This window comes from Burkholderia sp. HI2714, assembly GCF_002223085.1.
Lineage (GTDB): Bacteria > Pseudomonadota > Gammaproteobacteria > Burkholderiales > Burkholderiaceae > Burkholderia > Burkholderia lata_D.
Genome location: NZ_NKFM01000062.1, coordinates 250,584 through 268,904, shown reverse-complemented (window position 1 = coordinate 268,904; position 18,321 = coordinate 250,584). Strand labels below are relative to the sequence as shown.

Here is an 18,321-nt window from a genome sequence, read left to right as displayed (position 1 = left end):
AATCGACGTCCCGAATCCTTCCCGCAATCAGGAATACAGAAAGGAAATACCGGAATCTGTTATTCGATTTTTCTGGATAAACGCCGCCCCATCATCAAACCAAAAACGGATGACCGGATTGACAACTAGCGAGAATTAATCAACTGGCATTATTTAATCAGCATTTTTTACTTTTAATCCCCCTGCCCGGTAAATCTTCCACTTATTAGAAACCGCTGCTTCAGGCACATCAAAGATGCCGCCGGAGAACCCACGCTGATTACGCGCACCCCTATACAGGTCAAACGGCAGTCGCACCCAAAGTGCCCGCGTGGCAAGCCTTGCGCCATGAAAACAAACGCCGGAATCCGCCCCCGGAATTCAATCCAGGAACTGTTGTTTCATATATGGATTAACCTGACTCCATCGTTCGATTCGCCCCCCGCATTGATCGCGAGTCAAATATAGGCTCGACTCGCAAACGTTTTCCATGGGGCCGGCAAGTTTTTGTCAAAACTCAACATTCTTTCTGAGACATTCGCACATTTGTATACCGGTTGTAAATTTTATATTTTAACCAACCAGCCAAAATCATTAAGAAAGGCAAAAAATCCGATTTTCGAGATGCTGAATTATTCTCGAATCTGCTTTAATTGGTTTACATCCGTCGCATTGCGGTTTTGTCTCGCGAACGATAACGCGGTGTCCAAGGGAGAACTTCACGATGGTGACGTTGAACATCAACAACCGGTCGGCGGAGATCGACGCCGATCCGTCGACGCCGGTGCTCTGGGTGCTGCGCGACAACCTCGGCCTGACCGGCACCAAGTTCGGCTGCGGCACCGGCGACTGCGGCGCCTGCACCGTGCACGTCGACGGCCGGCCCGTGCCTAGCTGCACGCTCGCGCTGTCGTCGGTGGGAAGTGCGCGCATCACGACGTCCGAACACCTCGCCGACGATGCAATCGGCAAGGCCGTCCTCGACGCCTGGGTCCGCCACGACGTCGCGCAATGCGGCTATTGCCAGAGCGGCCAGATGATGAGCGCGGCAGGGCTGCTGCGCGGCAACAAGGCGCCGACCGATGCCGACATCGATCGCGCGATGGCCGGCAACCTGTGCCGTTGCGCCACCTACCAGCGCATCCGCGCCGCGATTCATGATGCGGCCAGCGCACTTGCCTGAGACCGCCGGGAGACTGTGATCATGCGTATCCGCACTGCCGGGCGCCCGGCGAACACCGACGCCCCTGCCCCCGACGCTTCGACCGTCACCGGAGCCGGTTCTCCGATGCTCGGCCGGCGCGGCTTCCTGAAACTCACGATGGCGGCGAGCGGCTGCCTCGCGCTCGGCATCAAGCCGACGCGCGCCGGCGCCGAAGCCGGCATGACGCTTCGGACCTCGGCTCCTCAAGCATTCCTGATCATCGCGCCGGACAACACGGTGACGGTGGCCGTCAACCGGACCGAGTCCGGCCAGGGCGTCAGCACCGCGCTGCCGATGGCGCTGGCCGACGAACTCGATGCCGACTGGCGCAACGTGCGCACCGTGCTCGCGCCGGCCGGCGAACCGTACAAGGATCCGGTGACCGGGATCCAGATGACGGCCGGCTCGACGTCGATCAACCATTCGTTTACGCAATACCGCGAACTCGGCGCGTCCGCGCGCGCGATGCTCGTCGCCGCAGCCGCCCGGCGCTGGAACGTCGATCCGGCCACGTGCCGGACCGCGCAGGGCGTCGTGACGTCCGGCAGCCACACCGCGACCTACGGCGAACTCGCGCAGGACGCGATGGCGATGCCGGTGCCGCGGCACGTGCCGCTGAAGTCGCCCGACCAGTTCCGCATCATCGGCAAGCCGACCCCGCGCGTCGAATCGCGCGCCGTGCTCGACGGGACGCTCAAGTACGGGATGGACTGGCGCCTGCCGGACATGATGGTGGCCGTGGTCGCGCGGCCGCCGCGCTTCGGCGGACAGGTTGCGAGCTACAACGCGGCGGCGGCCCGCGCCGTCAAGGGCGTGGTCGAGGTCGTCGAAATCCCGACCGATCGCGGCGGCACCGGCGTGGCCGTGATCGCGAACGGCTACTGGCCTGCCAGGCTCGGTCGCGACGCGCTGCAGGTCACGTGGAAGGACGCCGGTTCGACCGTCACGTCCGCCGAACAGATGCAGGCCTACAAGCAGCTCGCCGGCACGCCCGGCACCGTGGTGCGCACGGCCGATGCCGGCAACGCACCGCCGGCGGCGACGCGAATCCAGCAGGACTACGAATTTCCGTACCTTGCTCATGCGCCGATGGAACCGCTCAGTTGCACGGTCGACGTCGGCCCGCCGAGCTGCGCGTGCGGGATCAAGATCTGGGGCGGTTCGTCGATGCAGACGACCGATCGCGCCGCGGTCGCGAAGGCACTCGGTGTCGCGCCCGAGAAAGTCCAGATCTTCACGATGATGTCGGGCGGTGACTACGGCCGGCGCTCGACGCCCACGTCGGATTACGTGGTCGAAGCCGCCCATGTGTCCGCCGCGTACCTCGCAGCCGGCCATCTGGGTCCGGTCAAGACGATCTGGACGCGCGAGGACGATCTGCGCGGCGGCTATTACCGCCCGATGGTGCTGCATCGTGTCGATATCGGCGTCGACGGCAGCGGCGCGGTGCGGGACTGGCAGCACGTCGTCGTCGGCCAGTCGGTGCTGAAGGGTTCGCCGCTCGAGCGCACGACGATTCGCAAAAGCGGCACCGATCCCGACCTCACCGAAGGCGTGGCGAACAGCCCGTACGGTTTCCCGATGAAGGTCTCGGTCCATCAGCCGGACGTCGACGTGCCGGTCCAGTCATGGCGCTCGGGCGGCAATACGCATACGGCGTTCGTGATGGAGACGCTCGTCGACGAACTCGCGCACGCGGCCCGCCAGGATCCGGTCGCGTACCGGATGGCGCGGCTGTCCGGCCCCGAGCACACGCGCCATCGCCAGGCGCTCGCACTGGCCGTCGACAAGTCGGGCTACGGCGCGCGCACGCTGCCCGCCGGGCACGCGTGGGGCGTCGCCATGCACGAAACCGCCGGCACGGTCGTGGCCTATGTGACCGAGGTGTCGATCGAGGCCCAGAAGCCGCGCGTGCACCGCGTGACGGCCGGCGTGCATGCCGGCCGCATCGTAAACCCAACCGGCGCGGAAGCGCAGATCCAGGGCGGTGCGCTGTTCGGCCTCGCGACGACCAAGCCGGGTTTCGCGATCGACGTCGCGCATGGTGCGGCCCGCAACGCCGGCTTCGCCGACTACTCGCCGGTGCGGATGCAGGAAGCGGCGCCGGTGGACGTGTTCTTCGTCCCGTCGGACGCGCATCCGACCGGCTTGAGCGAGGCCGGCGTGCCGCCGATCGCACCGGCGGTCGCCAACGGCGCGTTCGTCCTGACCGGCGAGCGGATGCGCGCGTTGCCGTTCGCGCCGATGCTGGTCGCGTCGACCGCGCCCGCACTGCCTGCCGCGGCGGCAACGGCCGAAGACGATCCGTACGCCGACCTGCCGGCCGGCGGTTGCCGGATGCCGCACAAGGCGAAGACGCCCACCCTGAAGCCGAAGGTCAGTCAAAGCCAGGCCGGCGTCGGGCAAGCCAGCCCGGTGCCCAAATTTCTCCGTCCCAAGCGGAAAGCAGGCATCCCGTGCATCGACGATCTCAAGAAGCCAACGACGACCTGATGCCCGTTGCCGGTTTGGCGCGCCGAATGCCGGGATTGAAGGATGCGTGCGTGCTGCCGCGTGCGACTTCCCACGGGGCATCCGGATCAACGCCGTGAGCCCGACCGTACTGACCGAATCCGTGGACCGGTTCGGTCAGTTTTTCCCCGGCTGCGAAAGTGTGCCGGCGGCACGTGCGGCAATGGTCTATCGACGCAGCCTGGAAGGCGTGCATGGCGGCCGCGTTGATCGGGTAGGTCATTGACGTTGAGGGTTCGCCCCGCGAACCCGAATCCCGCGCGCCCCTGCCTGCCCCAGATTCCGCCAGGCCATCACCGCCCCCACCACCAGCAACAGAACCGAAACGATCAACGCCCGCTCCATCCCATGGACGAACGCCACGCCCCCTGCCTCACGAACGAAGAAGCCAAACAACGCGACGCCCATCACGCCGCCCACCTGTCGCGCCGTATTCAACAACCCCGACGCCACGCCTGACTGCGCGCCGCTCACCGACGCGAGCGCCGCGTCCATGATGGTCGGTATCGTCAACGCAATGCCGCTGCCCGCAAGCAGCATCGGTATCGCAAGCAACCCGTTGGATTGCGCAGCAATCGCCGGCCACATCGCCAGATAACCGAGCGCTGAAATCGACAGCCCGGCCGTCGCCAGCGTGCGCGCGCCCAGCCTGCCGGTCAGCCGTCCGGCGACGATGCTCATGACCATCAGCACCCCCATCATCGGCAGAAACGCGACGCCCGCGCGCACGGGCGTCATATGCCAGACCGACTGAAACAGCAGGCTCAACGTAAAGACGATGCCGTAGAAGACCAGGTTCGCGATCGCGCCGATCACGATCGCGCTGCGGACGATTCGGTCCTGCCACAACCCGGCCGGCAGCATCGCGTGCGGATTGCGCGCTTCCAGCCGGACGAACGCGACGCCCAACGCAACGCACAACGCGAACGCACTCACGATGACCGGACTGCGCCACCCCAGCGCACTGATCTCGGTCGACGCGAACGTGAGCGCCGCCAGCGCAAACGCACCGGTCAGTTGCGCGGGAAGATCGAGGCGCCTGCCGCGCTGCGCTTTCGTGTCGGGTGCAAACCGCCACGTCATCCAGATACCGGCGATGCCGACCGGCACGTTGACCAGGAAAATGCTGCGCCAGCCGACTGCGGCGATGAGCAACCCGCCGGCCAGCGGCCCGGCTGCCAGCGCAATGCCGCCGCCGGCGCCCCACCAGCCGATCGCGCGGCTACGCGCTGCCGCGTCGTCGAATGCGAGACGCAGCACGGCCAGCGAGTTCGGCACCAGCAGCGCGGCGCCAATCCCCTGAACGAGACGCCAGGCAATCAACGCGCCGATGGCGTGCGCGATGCCGCAGCCGATCGACGACAGCGTGAAGATCGCGTAACCGGCAATGAATACGCGCCTTGCACCCAGCCGGTCGCCGAGCGCACCCGCCATCAGCAGGGTCGCCGCGAACACGAGCGCATACGCGTTGACGACCCATTGCAGGTCGGTGAGCACTGCGCCAAACGCCGTCCGCAATGCATCGAGCGCGACGTTGACGACGCTGACGTCGATCAAGACGACCGCATAACCGAGGCACGCCGCCGTTTGAACCAGCCGCGGGTGATGGGTGGATGATGTCTGCATCGGCAATCCTTCGCATTCGGAGGATTGAAGCTTAGAGGATCACCTTCTGTGCGAATATTCCGCAAAACAGCACAGCAACCTGGAGAAAATGCACCGATGTTCGACTGGGAAAACCTGCGTTACTTCGTTGCCGTCGCTCAAGCGGGGAGTCTTTCCGCGGCCGCCAGGCGGTTGAATGTCGATCATGCGACAGTCAGCCGTCGCCTGGCCGCACTCGAATCGGAATTGAAGATGCGCGTGATCGACAGGTTGCCGCGCGCGTGCCGGCCGACCGCCGCCGGCCGGCAGATTCTCGAGTTCGCCGGGAAAATGGAGGAGCACGCATTTGCGATCGAGCGCCTCGCGCTCACGGAACACCTGCCGATGCACGGCACCGTGACGATCAGCGTGCCGCCCGTGCTCGCCAACAATTTCTTCGCGAATCATCTGTATGCGTTCGCGCAATTGCATCCGGGCATTCGGCTGTCGATGGCCAGCCAGGCGCAAAGCGTATCGCTCGCCCGTCGTGAAGCGGATATCGCCGTGCGCCTGTTTCGCCCCGAGGAGCCGCAAAACGTGACGCGCAAGCTGGGCGAGATGGCTTTCGGGCTCTATGCGAGTCGCGACTATGCGCACGCGTCGACGCCTGACGATTGGGCCTTCATCTGCTACGACGCGCAATTCGCGGAAATGCCGCATCAGAAGTGGCTCGAGTCGATCGCTCGGGGTCGCCGCATCGCATGCGAAGTCAGCGACATCACGACGCAGCAGGTCGCGGCCCGCACGGGCATCGGCGTAGCGGGCCTGCCCGTGTTCATGGGCGATTGCGATCCCGGGTTGCAGCGCCTGCCGTTCGACGGGGAACCGTACGCCCGCGACATCTGGCTGGTCGTGCACGCCGATCTCAGGCATTCGCCGTCGATTCGCGCGGCGATCGACTTCATCGCTGACGTGACGGGCAGGACCTTCGCACCGCACGGGCCGTCCGGGCAGTCGTGACGGCCGTCACGGCAGCCCGCGATTCACGATATCAGGCTTGCCGCGCGGGTTCGTACCTGAAGTAGCACAGGTTGAAATACCAGTAAGGATGGGCGGTCGGAAGATCCGCGTTCGGCCGCGCCCGGTCCGGCCATCGAGAGACCTTTTGCAAATTGAAATTCGGCGGATCGGGCCAGCCGAATGCGTGGAAGATGCGCTCGGCCAGTTCATCTTCGATGCTGTTGCGGAACTTCCATTTCCCCAGGAAGTGAACGAGCATCATGACGAAGGCACCCGCGAAGAGTGCTCCGCCCAGCATGATCGCAAAGTCTCCGATACCGCCTTCCCCACGAATGAAATTGATCCCCAGGAAGACGGCCATGATCGACTCCACGAACACGAAGAACCCCAGCGTGCCTTTCCGTTCGAATCGGCCACGCGCCTTCGTCCCCATGACCGCATTCGGGTAGATCGCGACCACGGCGTCCGAATCGCGCTGGACCGCGTAGGCGAAATAGCGGTTCTCGCCGATTTTTTCCGCCACGACCTTGACCACGTCGCCACGGTGCATCGGCATCATCCACAGCACGCCGTGGAAATGATTTCCGTCCATCTCGAACGCCACCCAGTCCGCTTCGTCTTTCCAGCTCGATGCGTCGGTCGCATCGACCATGACCTGCGCCTGGGCTCCCATGTCCATCAACGTCGCGGCAATCGCGGTCGCACCCACGACGCCCGCCGGCGGCGGGGGAAAACGAGACGGGGCTGCCGCGCGCTTTTTCGTCACGCTGGCCAACGTGCCGTGCAACAGAACCAGACTGTCCTTCCACCCCGGTGGCTGGCTTTCCGGCTCCCCGGCCTCGCGCCGGGCCGCGATCAACGCCTGCAACTCGTCTTCCATCCGTCGCTCCCTGAAGTGAGGATCCGTCCGCCCGTCCGTCGTGGCACTTCGTCGGCGCACGCGCGTTGAAATTGTGCCATTGCGTGATCGGTGCGACGTCGTTTTACGTCACGCCTGAATGGCCATTCAACCGTCCCGTTCCATCAAACCTCTGCCCTCAACCACCCCAGCACATCCCCCTGCGCACTCCCCGCCACCACCGGTTCCGGCGTCAACAAGCAGTAATGCGAGCCATCCTCGACGAACCCCATCGGCGCGACGAGCACACCGCTTTCAACATCATCGCGAACGAGATGCCACGGGCCGATCGCGACACCGAGCCCCGCGACGGCCGCCTGCAGACTGAAATAGAAATGGTCGAACGTCTGCCCGCGCCCGCCCGCGGCCGGCTGGTTCGCCGCCACCGCCCATTCCTTCCACGCGTCCGGCCGTGTCCGCGTGTGCAGTCGCGGCACATCCGCCTTCAACGAACGACTGCCACGACGCGCGGAAAACCACACATCGACCTTATCCGGCCGGCAGACCGGCCCCACCTGCTCCGCGAACAGCCGCTCCGCGTGATAACCCGCCGGCCACGCAAAGTCATTGCGTCGAATCGCCATGTCGATGCCGCTGTCGAATGAAAACGGACCGCCCGCGGCAGCCAGGTGAATGTCGACGCCCGCATGCCGCGCCTGAAAATCCGGCCAGCGCGGAATCAGCCAGCGCATCAGAAGCGTCGGTTCGCACGACAGGACCCAGCGCCGCGCCCGGGCGGCCTCGGTACGCAATTCCTGCGCGGCGTGACGCATCAGCCCCAGCCCGTCGTGGACGGCCTGCGCCAGCTTGCGGCCCGCATCGGTCAGGAACACACGACGGCTGCGCCGCTGGAACAGCGCCACGCCCAGGTCGCCCTCGAGCAATCGCACCGCGCGGCTGACTGCACCATGAGTCAGGCACAGCTCGTCGGCAGCGCGGCTGAAATTCTCGTGACGCGCCGCCGCCTCGAAGCAGCGCAACGCCATCAGCGATGGCAGGTTCGTGCGAATGGACTGTGAGTCAATCTCACCATTCTGGTCAGAAATCATCGCTTTTCCCGATGGAGCGTGACCCATAAGATTGCGCCATCAAGCCATCAATCGCAAGGACAAGACATGACCGAACTGATAGTTGTAGTCACCATCACGCTGCTGGCCGTGATCAGCCCGGGGCCGGACTTCGCGATGGTCACGCGCAACAGCCTGATGCTGTCGCGCCGCTCGGGCGTGCTCACCGCGCTGGGTATCGGGCTCGGCGTGACGGTGCACGTGAGCTACACGCTGCTGGGCGTCGGCCTGCTGATCCGCCAGTCGCTGTGGCTCTTCAATGCCGTCAAGCTGGTCGGCGCGATCTACCTGATCTACCTCGGCGTGAAGATGCTCATGACGAAGGCCGGCAACGGGCAGACGGATGCACCGGCCGCACCGCTGTCCGACCTGGCCGCGCTGCGCACCGGCTTCCTGACCAATGCGCTGAACCCCAAGACCACGGTGTTCATCGTCAGCATGTTCATGCAGGCCGTGCGGCCCGACACGCCGTTGATCGTGCAGATCGGCTACGGCGCGTTCATCGCCGTCGCGCATGCCGGCTGGTTCAGCCTGGTGGCCCTGTGCTTCTCCGCGACGGCCGTCCGCGATCGCCTGCTGGCGCTGCGGCACTGGATCGACCGCACCTTCGGCTGCCTGCTCGTGGGCTTCGGCGTCGCGCTTGCCATCGCGCGCGGCGGGCGCTGACTCGACACGGCGCGCCACGCGCCGATGCAACCGACGGGCGCGCTTCGCTGGCGCGCCGGAAGCGCCACGGGTTCGCTTTAGAACGTGCGCGCGATCGCGCGGGCTTCGTCGATCGCGCGACTACGATCGACCTCTCCGTCGGGACCGAACAGGGTGCGCTCGACGACGATCCCGGTGACGTCCTTCACACCCACGAACTTGAGCCAGGTCTCCATGTACGGGCGCTGAAGATCGAATTCGGCAGCCGGCGTAAACGAGCCCGGCGACTGATAACCGAGCCCGCGCGCGTAGATCACGGCCGCCTTTTTCCCGGCCAGCTTGCCGGCGAAACCGGCGCCGTCGAACGTGAACAGCACGTCCTTCTGCGAGATCGCATCGATCAGGTGCTTGAGTTTGTATGGAATGCTGAAATTCCACAGCGGCACGCCGAACAGGAACTTGTCCGCTTCGTGGAACGGTGCCGCGAGCTGCTCGATCCGTTGCCATGCCGCCGCCTGCGCCGGTGTCAACGCCTTGCCGCTCAGTCCCGCATATTTCGCGGCCAGCGCGGCTTCGTCGAATTCGGGTATCGCCAGATTCCAGATGTCGAGCTTCTGTATCGCGTGATCGGGATGGGTGTGCCGGTACGCATCGAGAAAGGCATTGCACACGTCGATGGATGCCGAGTAGTCCTTGTTGGGTGAGCCTTCGATATAGAGCACGCGTGACATGAAAACGGTCCTTGCCGAAAGTGACGGCGACGCGCGGGATGCGCCGTCGCCCACTGCACTTCGCAGCCTATCGGATCGACCTATAATCCGGAAACGATATGAATTGATCGAATTAACCCGAATTGGTGATCAATGAACCCGCCCCTCGACACGTCACTGCTTCATACGTTCGTCGCCATCGCCGACGTGCGTAGCTTTACCGGCGCAGGTCGCAAGCTGAATCTCAGCCAATCCGCGGTCAGTGCGCAGATCGCTCGTCTCGAGGAGCAGGTCGGCCGGGCGCTGCTCGCCCGCAATACGCGCAGCGTCACGCTCACCGAACATGGCCAGATGCTGCTCGGCTACGCGCGCGCGATGCTCAATCTGAGCGAGGAAGCGAGGACGAGGCTGGGCACCGGCAAGGCAGTCGATGTCACGCTGCGGATCGGCGCATCGGAGGATGTCGCGGGCGGCTGGCTTCCCGACGTGATGCGCCGCCATGGCGCCGCGCGGCGCGGCTTGCGGCTGAATCTGACGGTCGACATCGGCGACAGCTTGTTTCAACGGCACGCAAACGGCGAATTCGATCTCGTGATCGGTAGCCGGTGCGCGCACACGGGCCAGGGCGCGACGTTGTGGCGAGAGCCGCTCGTCTGGGCGTTTGCGCGCCATGAGCCGCTGCCGGAAGGCGATGTGCCGCTCGCGTGCTTCCCCGATCCGTGCCCGTACCGGGGCGCGGCCATCAAGGCGCTCGCGCTGGCCGGCATGCCCTATTTCATCGCATGCGAAAGCCCGAGCGTCACGGGCATCCGCACGTTCGCTCGCGCCGGCATCGCGATCGCGCCGGTGCCGCGCAGCGCGATCGACGACACGCTCCGCGAGCTGGGCGTGTCCGAAGGCTTGCCGGCGCTGCCGGACATGGAATTCGTGATGATGCATGACGCGGAAATGCCGGCCGCCGTCGAATTCGCCGCGACGCTTGTCGATGAAACGGCCATTCGCAACGGGGCAGGCGCGCGCAGCCGGCCCTAGCGGGCATCCGTCACCGCCGAGGTTCGATCCGGACAACTCCCCCGCGCATGCGCCTTCGACCATACCGGCGCGCTGCGTGCGAAACAGCCGCGCGCCGGTCGCGGTGCGTCGCCGGTCTCAGCGCTTCGCGCTCAATCCCGCCCGCACGCCCGCTGGTTCCCGGCTGCGCCCGAGCAGCGCCGCCAGCGACAGATCCGCGAGCTTGCCGAACGGCGCACGCAGCAGGCTCGGCAGGTTCCAGCGCCCCAGCACGAACACGCCCTTGGCATGGCTCATCGCGCGGAATCCCTCGATGCCGTGATACGCACCCATCCCGCTCGGACCGACGCCGCCGAATGGCAAGTCTTCCTGCGCGACATGCAGGAGCGTGTTGTTGATGCCGACGTTGCCCGACGTGGTGCGCTTGAGCAACGACTCGCAGTCGCTGTCCTGCGCGCCGAAGTAATACAGCGCCAGCGGCCGCGGACGCGCATTCACGTAGTCGACGACTTCGTCGATCGTGCGATACGTGCGCACCGGCAGGATCGGCCCGAAGATCTCTTCCTGCATGACGGTCGTATCGTCGCCGGCCCCGACGATCAGCGTGGGCGCGAGCGTCCGCTTGCGGGTGGCCGCCTGCTGCGGGTTCACGCCCGCCTCGATCACGCGCGCGCCCTTGCTGCGCGCTTCGTCGACGAGACTTTTCAGGCGATCGTAGTGACGGTCGCTGACGATCGACGTGTAGTCCGGGCTCGTCGGACCGTCCGGGTAGAAGCGCGCGACGGCCGCATCGTATTGCGCGACGAACGCATCCAGGTCGTCTTCATGCACCAGCGCATAGTCGGGCGCGACGCAGGTCTGCCCGCCGTTCGACAGCTTGCCGAACACGATGCTGGACATCGTCCGGCCATCGACGTGCCCTCTCGCGACGATCGCCGGGCTCTTGCCGCCGAGTTCGAGCGTCACCGGCACCAGATTGTCGCTGGCCGCCTTCATGACCTTGCGGCCCACCTGCGTGCTGCCGGTAAACAGCAGGTGGTCGAACGGCAAGCCGCTGAAGGCGGCGCCGACTTCCGGGCCGCCGAGCACGACCGCGACTTCTTCGCTCGGGAAGGTTTCCGCGAGCATCCGGCGCATCACCTCGCTGGTGCGCGGCGTCAGTTCCGACGGCTTGAGCATCGCGCGGTTGCCCGCGGCCAGCGCGGTGGCCAGCGGAATGAACGTGAGCGCGAACGGGTAATTCCACGGCGCCATCACGCCGATGACACCCAGCGGCTGGTACTCCACGTGCGCGTGCCCGGCCCGGTAAAAGATCCCGACGTGCCGGCGCTGCGGCTTCATGAAGCGGCGCAGGTTGCGCGTCAGGTAGTCGATCGCCTGGATCACGCCGACAAGTTCCATGATCGCGGTCTCGTGTCGCGAGCGATGCCCGAAATCGGCGCTGACCGCCTCCTCCACTTCGCTGCGATACGCGAGCACCACGGCGCGCAGCCGCGCGAGCCGGGCCTTGCGCTGCTGCACGCTCGGCGGCCCCTCGCTGACGAACGCGTCGCGCTGGCGGGCCAGCAACGCCGCCGGGTCGAAGCTCGAGCTGGAATCTGCGGAAACGGCCATGGTGCACCTCACGAGGTTGCGTCGATGTAGACACTGTCAACTTGCATGCGGCGGATCATAGGCTCACAATGTGTTCCCTGTCAACATAGGAGCAACGCGATGTCGTCGGATGGGGCTGCGGACGCCGGGCAAAAGGCTTATCACCACGGGGATCTGCGTCGCGCGATCATCGAAACGGCGCTCGACACGCTGCAGGAGCAACAGGGCTGGCAGTTCACGCTGCGCGAAATCGCGCGGCGCGCGAACGTCAGCCATTCGGCGCCGTACCGGCATTTCCCGGACAAGGCCGCGTTGCTGCACGAGCTCGCGCTGATCGGCTTCGATCGGCTGAACGAAGACCTCGCCGCGTCCGTCGATCCCGCAGCGGACGCACCGGACGTGCTGCGCGCGCTCGCTTACGCCCATCTCGCATTCGGGCAGCGCAACCCGGATCTCTATCGACTGATGTTTGCCGCGGATGCCGGCGAACCCACGGACATCCATCTCGATCCGCGCGTGCAGGCGCCGTTCCTGCTGGTCGTCGACATCCTGGAACGCGGCCAGCGCGCCGGCACGATCCGCCCGCGCCCGGCGCTCGGCCAGGCAACCGCCTGCTGGGCGCATCTGCATGGCCTGACGATGCTGGCGATCGACGGGCGGCTGGTGCGCGAGAAGATCGGCGATCACGCGATCGAAGATGCGCTGACCACCTTGCTGGACGGACTCGTGCTTCCCGCCAGCCCCGCGCGGTCAGCAAAGACGAAAAGGCCTTGACCTTCAACTTTGCTTAAAGGTTATGGTTTGCCTCGGCAGCGTATCGAGGCCATGGGTATCGGTACTGCCATCCGACAATCCGGCGGCACGTCGACGACGTCCGCCCGTGGCCGATGAAAGGGAACCGCATCATGAGCAAGCGCATCCTTCACGTGGTCAGCAACGTCGCGCACTACGCCGATCCGTCGCAACCGACCGGCCTGTGGCTGTCCGAGCTGACCCATGCCCATCACATCTTCGCGGCGCAAGGCTATGAGCAGCGGCTGGTGAGCCCCAAGGGCGGCGTGTCGCCGCTGGAGCCGCGCTCGCTCAAATGGCCGCACGCCGACGCCGCCGCGAAAGCGTGGCGCGCCGAAAAGGCCAATGAAGCGCTGCTGGCCACCACCGCGCGCCCCGACGAGATCGATCCGGCCGATTTCGATGCGATCTACTTCACCGGCGGCCATGCGGTGATGTGGGACTACCCGGACGATGCGGGGCTGCAGCGGCTCACGCGCGAGATCTACGAGCGCGGCGGTGTCGTGTCGTCGGTCTGCCACGGCTACTGCGGACTGCTGAACACGACGCTGTCGGATGGCTCGCTGCTGGTGGCCGGACGCCGGATCACCGGCTACTCGTGGATCGAGGAAATCCTGGCCGGCGTCGCGAAGAAGGTGCCCTACAACGTCGAGGAGCAGATGCAGCAGCGTGGCGCGCGCTACGAGAAGGCGCTGCTGCCGTTCACGTCGTACGTCGTCGTCGACGGTCGGCTCGTGACCGGCCAGAATCCGCAGTCGGCGAAGGCGACCGCGGAACAGGTCGTTGCGTTGCTGTGATGTGATGCGCCGGAGCGCCGCCGCTAGGCGCGGGGCGACCGGCGGCGCACGACCGCTTCGTCACGATCGGCGGCGGCAGTATCAGCCTCGCCGCCCTCCGCCGCATTCGCCGGCGGGATGCGCGACAGCAATCGCTTCGCATGGGTTGCACAATCGACCGACTCCGGTTTCGCGGCGATGTCGGCGATCAGCGCCACGATCTGCGCCTTGCTTTGCGCCAACCGCGCCTCCAGCGCCTCGATGTCCCGCACCTTGCCGCACAGCGCGTCCAGCAACGAAGCGCAGGGCCACTGTGCGAGGTCGGCCGGCATCAGCGCGCGAATCTCGTCGAGACTGAAATCCGCCTTCTGCGCGGCCGTGATCAGGTCGAGCACCGTCACCGCTTCCTGCGGATACGTGCGATAACCGTTCGCTTCGCGCTCGACGAGCGTCAACAGACCGATGCGTTCGTAAAAGCGGATGCGCGAAGGAGTAAGGCCGGTACGTTCCGCCAGTTCCCCGATCTTCATGTTCCGATACTCCCCGGCCGGATCGCGTCCGGCCATCTGCCCCGTTGTGACTGTCAGCTGTCTCCTGATGTTGATTCGCAATCCGATCTTTATCGGCTTCCTGTCGAATGGCGAGCGGACGACGCGCGCTCAAATCACCTCGAATCGCAACCCCGCATGGCGCACCAGGCGCTCGATGTAGCGCGCGTCGAACATCGTCGCGGGCGTCCAGAAGCCGCCGCCGCGGCCGGTCTTGACGCCGTCGCCGACGCAATCCAGCGCGAGACTGATCGCGGCCTGGCCGAGCATCTTGCCGGTGGAGCCGTAGCCGGGATCGCGGTCGCCGGTGACTTTCACGCGCAGGGCCTTCCCGTCGTCGGTGCGGCCGAAGAAGCGCAGATCGTAGCGGCCGGCCAGCTGCGCCGCGGCGCTCGGCCCCTCGCCGGGTTTCGGCAGCAGGAAACGCTCCATCAGGCCGCGCACCGGCTTGATGACGACACCCACCATGAACGCGCCGAGACCGGCCACCATCGTCACCGCGGTCAGGCGGCCCTTGAGGCCCGTGCCCGTCATCACCGCTTCGTCATACGTGAAGCGGCTGCCGTACGCGTTGCCGGAAAGCGCATTGGAGCGATGCACGACACGCTCGTTGATCGCCGCCATCACGAACGGCGCGATCCACGCGTCGAAGTCGCGATCGAATGCGGCGGACCGCACCGCATGCTGGCGGGCCGTGAAGCCATGCCCCTTCGGGCACAGCGAATAAGGATCGAGCAGTTCCCTGCGCAACGCGGGATCGGCCGCCGCTTCCCGGACGACGTTGATCACGCTCGCCACCGTGCCGCCCGACGCGCCGCCCTTCAGCGTTTTCACCCGCATCTTCACCTGCGCGGCCGGTACGCCCCACTGCTGCCGCGCCTGTTGCTGCAGGAAGAACACGCCCATGTCCGACGGCACCGAATCGAAGCCGCAGCAATGGACGATGCGCGCGCCGGATTGCCGGGCCGCGGGCTCGTACCTGTCGATCATCCGCTTGATCCATTGCGTCTCGCCGGTGAGGTCGCAGTAGTCGGTGCCGGTCTCCGCGCAGACCCTGACCAGCGGCTCCCCGTAAAGCGCATAGGGGCCGACGGTGGACACGACCACCCGCGTCTGCGCGCAGAGCGCGCGAAGCTGCGCGTCGTCGGCCGCGTCGGCGACGATGATCGGCACCGACTGCCCGGCCGCGCCCAGCGTATCCCTGACCTGCCTGAGCTTCGCTTCGGAGCGGCCGGCGATGGCCCAGCGCAGCGTCTCGCCCGCGCCGGACAGGTACTCGGACAGGTAGCGGACAAGGATCTGCCCGACGAAACTGGTGGCGCCGAATACGACGAGATCATGGGTCGGACGGGTCATGGGCGATTCCTTCGGCGCGGGCGTGCCGCGAAGTGGCGTGGCGTCAGCGTGGCTTTCCGGGTTCATCGAAGCCCTTCAAGGGGGTCGGCAGGTTCAGCACCAGCTGCGCGTCCTTCACCACGTCGAGACGCAGGATGGTGGACGCGCCCAGCCCGTCGAGCAGCTGGCTCAGCGGGCCGCCTTGCCGCACGAGCTCGACGTTGCGCGGCATCAGGCGCTGGGCGAACGATAGCGCATTCGTCTGCACGAATGTCTGGTGCCACTCGCCGTCGATGCGGTTGATCATCGTCGACGTGCCCATGTGCGACTGCGACGCGACGTGGGTCAGCTCGGGCATCGGCACGCTCAGGCTCAGGTCCGGCCGGCCGCCCGGGCCGGCAATGCGGGCGCTGGCGGTGGCGCCGAGGTTCACGTCGATATCGGCGAGCCACTTGGGCAGCTGATAGCCGTGCACGCCGCGCACCCGCGCGATTTCCGTGGTGACCGGCAGCGCCAGCACGTGTGCGAAGAAGCTCCGGCGCCGCATCGAGTCGATCAGCTCGAGCGCGTGCGACCCGGTCGCGCCGGGCCGCCGGATCACCACCGCGACCGACACTTCGTCATACGGATCGTTGTCGCACACCGAATACGAGAAGAAGGTCAGCGCGACCAGCCCGTACCCGGGGAGCGCGCGCAGCGGTTCGAGCGGCACCGGCAGCGTGGTCCGCAGGCGTTCGAGCGGCGCAAGGAACAGCAGCTGAATGCTGCTGGAACGGTAATAGAAATTCGGCGCCCAGGTCGGGCCGACCCGCGACGCGACCTGACGCTTCGGAATCCGACGGAAAAAGTCGATGTTCCCCGCCGCGGGATCGCGCGCCACCTCGTCGAGGTCGGGGTTCATCCGGAACCGGTCGTAGTACCCGCCTTCGGGCACGTCGACCCGGTGTGGACCGAATTCGACCTGTGTAAAACGCCTGTCCATGTTCGTTGCCTCCCGTCGATGATCGACCGTGGCAGGCAACACCCGATGCCCGCTGACTCACTGCCGTCAGCAAGCACTCTAAGATTTAAGTCAACTTTAAGGTCAAGGCCCCGAGTAGAGGGGCGCGTCGGATTGCGTCCGGGCAACCGGCAGGCGCTCGCCGCACCGGCGCCGGATCATTTGGCGGTCGTGCGACGGCCCTTGCCGGGTGTCAACACCTCGCCCGGACTGCGCAACCGGTCCATCACCCAGCGCGTGCGCTCCGAGCAGTTCAGTTCGGTCGGCCGGTTCTTGATGCTGTCGATCGCGACGCGCAGTTGCGCCTTGTTCTCCTTGAGGCGCTTCTGCATCGCGTCGATCTCGGCGACTTTCCGTTCGAGCGCCTCCACCAGCCCGTCATGCTGCCAGTTGCCGGCTTTCAGCGGCAGCAGATGGCGGATCTGCTCCAGCGAGAATCCGGCGCTCTGCGCGCCGGCGATGATCTCGAGCATCCACACCGCGTCGTCGCCGTAGTCGCGATAACCATTCGCGCCGCGCTCGACGGCCGTGAGCAGCCCTTCAGCCTCGTAGAAACGGATCCGCGAGGCCGTCAGGCCACTGAGCTTCGCGAGCTCCCCGATTCTCATACCTGCCTCTCCAGCGTGTTGACATTAAACCTAACTTTAAACCTAGAGTGAGCGCATCGCCAAGGCAGGCGGGCACCGGATGCCACCGCACACGCCGCGCCGGCCTGGCGACCCTCGCGAACGGCAGGACCGTCACGGATCGATATCGCCCACCGAACAGGAGCAGACATGGGATACGTCACAACGAAGGATGGCGTCGACATCTTCTACAAGGACTGGGGGCCGCGCGACGCCCAGGTCATCTTCTTTCATCATGGCTGGCCGCTCAGCGCCGACGACTGGGATGCGCAGATGCTCTTCTTCCTCGCCCAGGGCTATCGCGTGATCGCGCACGACCGTCGCGGCCACGGGCGCTCCAGCCAGGTGTGGGACGGTCATGACATGGATCACTACGCGGACGACGTCGCCGCGGTCGTGAATCATCTCGGCGTGCAAGGCGCCGTTCATGTCGGCCATTCGACCGGCGGCGGCGAGGTGATCCACTACGTCGCCCGCCACGGCGAAGATCGCGTCGCCAAGGCCGTGCTGATCAGCGCCGTTCCGCCGCTGATGGTCAAGACGGACAGCAATCCGGGCGGCCTGCCGAAAGCGGTGTTCGACAACCTCCAGGCGCAACTCGCGGCGAACCGCGCGCAGTTCTACTACGACGTGCCGGCCGGCCCGTTCTACGGCTACAACCGCGACGGCGCGAAGCCGTCGCAAGGCGTCATCTGGAACTGGTGGCGGCAGGGCATGATGGGCAGCGCAAAGGCCCACTACGACGGCATCGTCGCGTTCTCGCAGACCGACTTCACCGAAGACCTGAAAAGCACCACGATTCCCGTTCTCGTGATGCATGGCGACGACGACCAGATCGTCCCGTATACGGATTCCGGGCTCCTGTCGGCGAAGCTGGCGAGGAACAGCACGCTGAAGACCTACAAGGGTTTCCCGCATGGCATGCCAACGTCCAACGCCGAGACGATCAACGCCGATCTGCTCGCGTTCATCCGCGGCTGAACACCGACGCGCCACCGCGGCCTTCAGTTGCCATCGCGGCT

17 protein-coding genes and 1 pseudogene are annotated in these 18,321 nt (G+C 65.9%); 9 read left to right on the top strand and 9 right to left on the bottom strand.

Annotation, left to right across the window (positions count from 1 at the left end; translation table 11 throughout):
• Positions 1-703: 703 nt before the first annotated feature.
• The 3 genes and pseudogenes from CFB82_RS34750 to CFB82_RS44250 all read left to right on the top strand — a co-directional run.
• Positions 704-1,162 carry a (2Fe-2S)-binding protein gene (locus CFB82_RS34750; RefSeq protein ID WP_069249748.1) on the top strand — a complete coding sequence of 153 codons (459 nt, stop codon included), beginning with the start codon at positions 704-706 and terminating at the stop codon, positions 1,160-1,162.
• Between the two features lie 21 nt (positions 1,163-1,183).
• A complete protein-coding gene (locus tag CFB82_RS34745; protein WP_089486925.1) occupies positions 1,184-3,676 on the top strand; it encodes a xanthine dehydrogenase family protein molybdopterin-binding subunit in 2,493 nt (830 codons plus the stop codon).
• Positions 3,677-3,695: 19 nt separating this feature from the next.
• Positions 3,696-3,920, top strand: a pseudogene (locus CFB82_RS44250) (short chain dehydrogenase); the annotation flags it as partial.
• Here CFB82_RS44250 and CFB82_RS34735 read toward each other — a convergent pair.
• Positions 3,914-5,320, bottom strand: a complete 1,407-nt coding sequence (locus CFB82_RS34735) for an MFS transporter (protein ID WP_089486924.1) — start codon at positions 5,318-5,320, stop codon at positions 3,914-3,916. The pseudogene CFB82_RS44250 and the gene CFB82_RS34735 sit on opposite strands and share 7 nt — an antisense overlap.
• 96 nt (positions 5,321-5,416) lie before the next feature.
• Between CFB82_RS34735 and CFB82_RS34730 the strand changes: the two genes are divergently transcribed.
• The gene (locus CFB82_RS34730; RefSeq protein ID WP_089486923.1) at positions 5,417-6,298 is read left to right on the top strand and encodes a LysR family transcriptional regulator; all 882 of its coding nucleotides are present in this window, start codon (positions 5,417-5,419) and stop codon (positions 6,296-6,298) included.
• A gap of 31 nt (positions 6,299-6,329) precedes the next feature.
• Here the strand turns inward: CFB82_RS34730 and CFB82_RS34725 are convergent, their stop codons facing one another.
• Both CFB82_RS34725 and CFB82_RS34720 read right to left on the bottom strand, forming a co-directional pair.
• The gene (locus CFB82_RS34725) at positions 6,330-7,178 is read right to left on the bottom strand and encodes a putative type VI secretion system effector (protein ID WP_089486922.1); all 849 of its coding nucleotides are present in this window, start codon (positions 7,176-7,178) and stop codon (positions 6,330-6,332) included.
• A gap of 143 nt (positions 7,179-7,321) precedes the next feature.
• On the bottom strand, positions 7,322-8,245 hold the full coding sequence (locus tag CFB82_RS34720; protein WP_089486921.1) for a LysR family transcriptional regulator: 924 nt from the start codon (positions 8,243-8,245) through the stop codon (positions 7,322-7,324).
• A 66-nt stretch (positions 8,246-8,311) separates the two neighbouring features.
• Between CFB82_RS34720 and CFB82_RS34715 the strand changes: the two genes are divergently transcribed.
• Positions 8,312-8,929, top strand: a complete 618-nt coding sequence (locus CFB82_RS34715) for a LysE family translocator (protein ID WP_089486920.1) — start codon at positions 8,312-8,314, stop codon at positions 8,927-8,929.
• Positions 8,930-9,006: 77 nt separating this feature from the next.
• On the opposite strand, the gene CFB82_RS34710 is transcribed toward CFB82_RS34715, so the two are convergent.
• Complete coding sequence (locus tag CFB82_RS34710) at positions 9,007-9,639, bottom strand: FMN-dependent NADH-azoreductase (RefSeq protein ID WP_089486919.1); 633 nt, start codon at positions 9,637-9,639, stop codon at positions 9,007-9,009.
• Between the two features lie 132 nt (positions 9,640-9,771).
• Between CFB82_RS34710 and CFB82_RS34705 the strand changes: the two genes are divergently transcribed.
• The gene (locus CFB82_RS34705; RefSeq protein ID WP_089486918.1) at positions 9,772-10,650 is read left to right on the top strand and encodes a LysR substrate-binding domain-containing protein; all 879 of its coding nucleotides are present in this window, start codon (positions 9,772-9,774) and stop codon (positions 10,648-10,650) included.
• Positions 10,651-10,767: 117 nt separating this feature from the next.
• Here the strand turns inward: CFB82_RS34705 and CFB82_RS34700 are convergent, their stop codons facing one another.
• On the bottom strand, positions 10,768-12,243 hold the full coding sequence (locus CFB82_RS34700) for a coniferyl aldehyde dehydrogenase (protein ID WP_089486917.1): 1,476 nt from the start codon (positions 12,241-12,243) through the stop codon (positions 10,768-10,770).
• Between the two features lie 99 nt (positions 12,244-12,342).
• Between CFB82_RS34700 and CFB82_RS34695 the strand changes: the two genes are divergently transcribed.
• Positions 12,343-12,996: a TetR/AcrR family transcriptional regulator gene (locus tag CFB82_RS34695; RefSeq protein WP_089486916.1), complete on the top strand. Its 654-nt coding sequence runs from the start codon at positions 12,343-12,345 to the stop codon at positions 12,994-12,996.
• Between the two features lie 131 nt (positions 12,997-13,127).
• Positions 13,128-13,811, top strand: a complete 684-nt coding sequence (locus tag CFB82_RS34690; protein ID WP_089486915.1) for a type 1 glutamine amidotransferase domain-containing protein — start codon at positions 13,128-13,130, stop codon at positions 13,809-13,811.
• A gap of 23 nt (positions 13,812-13,834) precedes the next feature.
• Here CFB82_RS34690 and CFB82_RS34685 read toward each other — a convergent pair whose 3' ends face one another.
• The 4 genes from CFB82_RS34685 to CFB82_RS34670 form a co-directional block, all read right to left on the bottom strand.
• Positions 13,835-14,320 carry a MerR family transcriptional regulator gene (locus CFB82_RS34685; protein ID WP_179255501.1) on the bottom strand — a complete coding sequence of 162 codons (486 nt, stop codon included), beginning with the start codon at positions 14,318-14,320 and terminating at the stop codon, positions 13,835-13,837.
• A gap of 129 nt (positions 14,321-14,449) precedes the next feature.
• Positions 14,450-15,694, bottom strand: coding sequence for a saccharopine dehydrogenase family protein (locus CFB82_RS34680; RefSeq protein ID WP_089486913.1), 1,245 nt, complete (start codon positions 15,692-15,694; stop codon positions 14,450-14,452).
• A gap of 43 nt (positions 15,695-15,737) precedes the next feature.
• Positions 15,738-16,655, bottom strand: coding sequence for an acetoacetate decarboxylase (locus tag CFB82_RS34675; protein WP_089486912.1), 918 nt, complete (start codon positions 16,653-16,655; stop codon positions 15,738-15,740).
• A 176-nt stretch (positions 16,656-16,831) separates the two neighbouring features.
• Positions 16,832-17,281 carry a MerR family transcriptional regulator gene (locus tag CFB82_RS34670; RefSeq protein ID WP_089448866.1) on the bottom strand — a complete coding sequence of 150 codons (450 nt, stop codon included), beginning with the start codon at positions 17,279-17,281 and terminating at the stop codon, positions 16,832-16,834.
• 168 nt (positions 17,282-17,449) lie between these two features.
• On the opposite strand from CFB82_RS34670, the gene CFB82_RS34665 reads away from it, so the two are divergent.
• Complete coding sequence (locus tag CFB82_RS34665) at positions 17,450-18,280, top strand: alpha/beta fold hydrolase (RefSeq protein ID WP_089486911.1); 831 nt, start codon at positions 17,450-17,452, stop codon at positions 18,278-18,280.
• Positions 18,281-18,321: the final 41 nt, after the last annotated feature.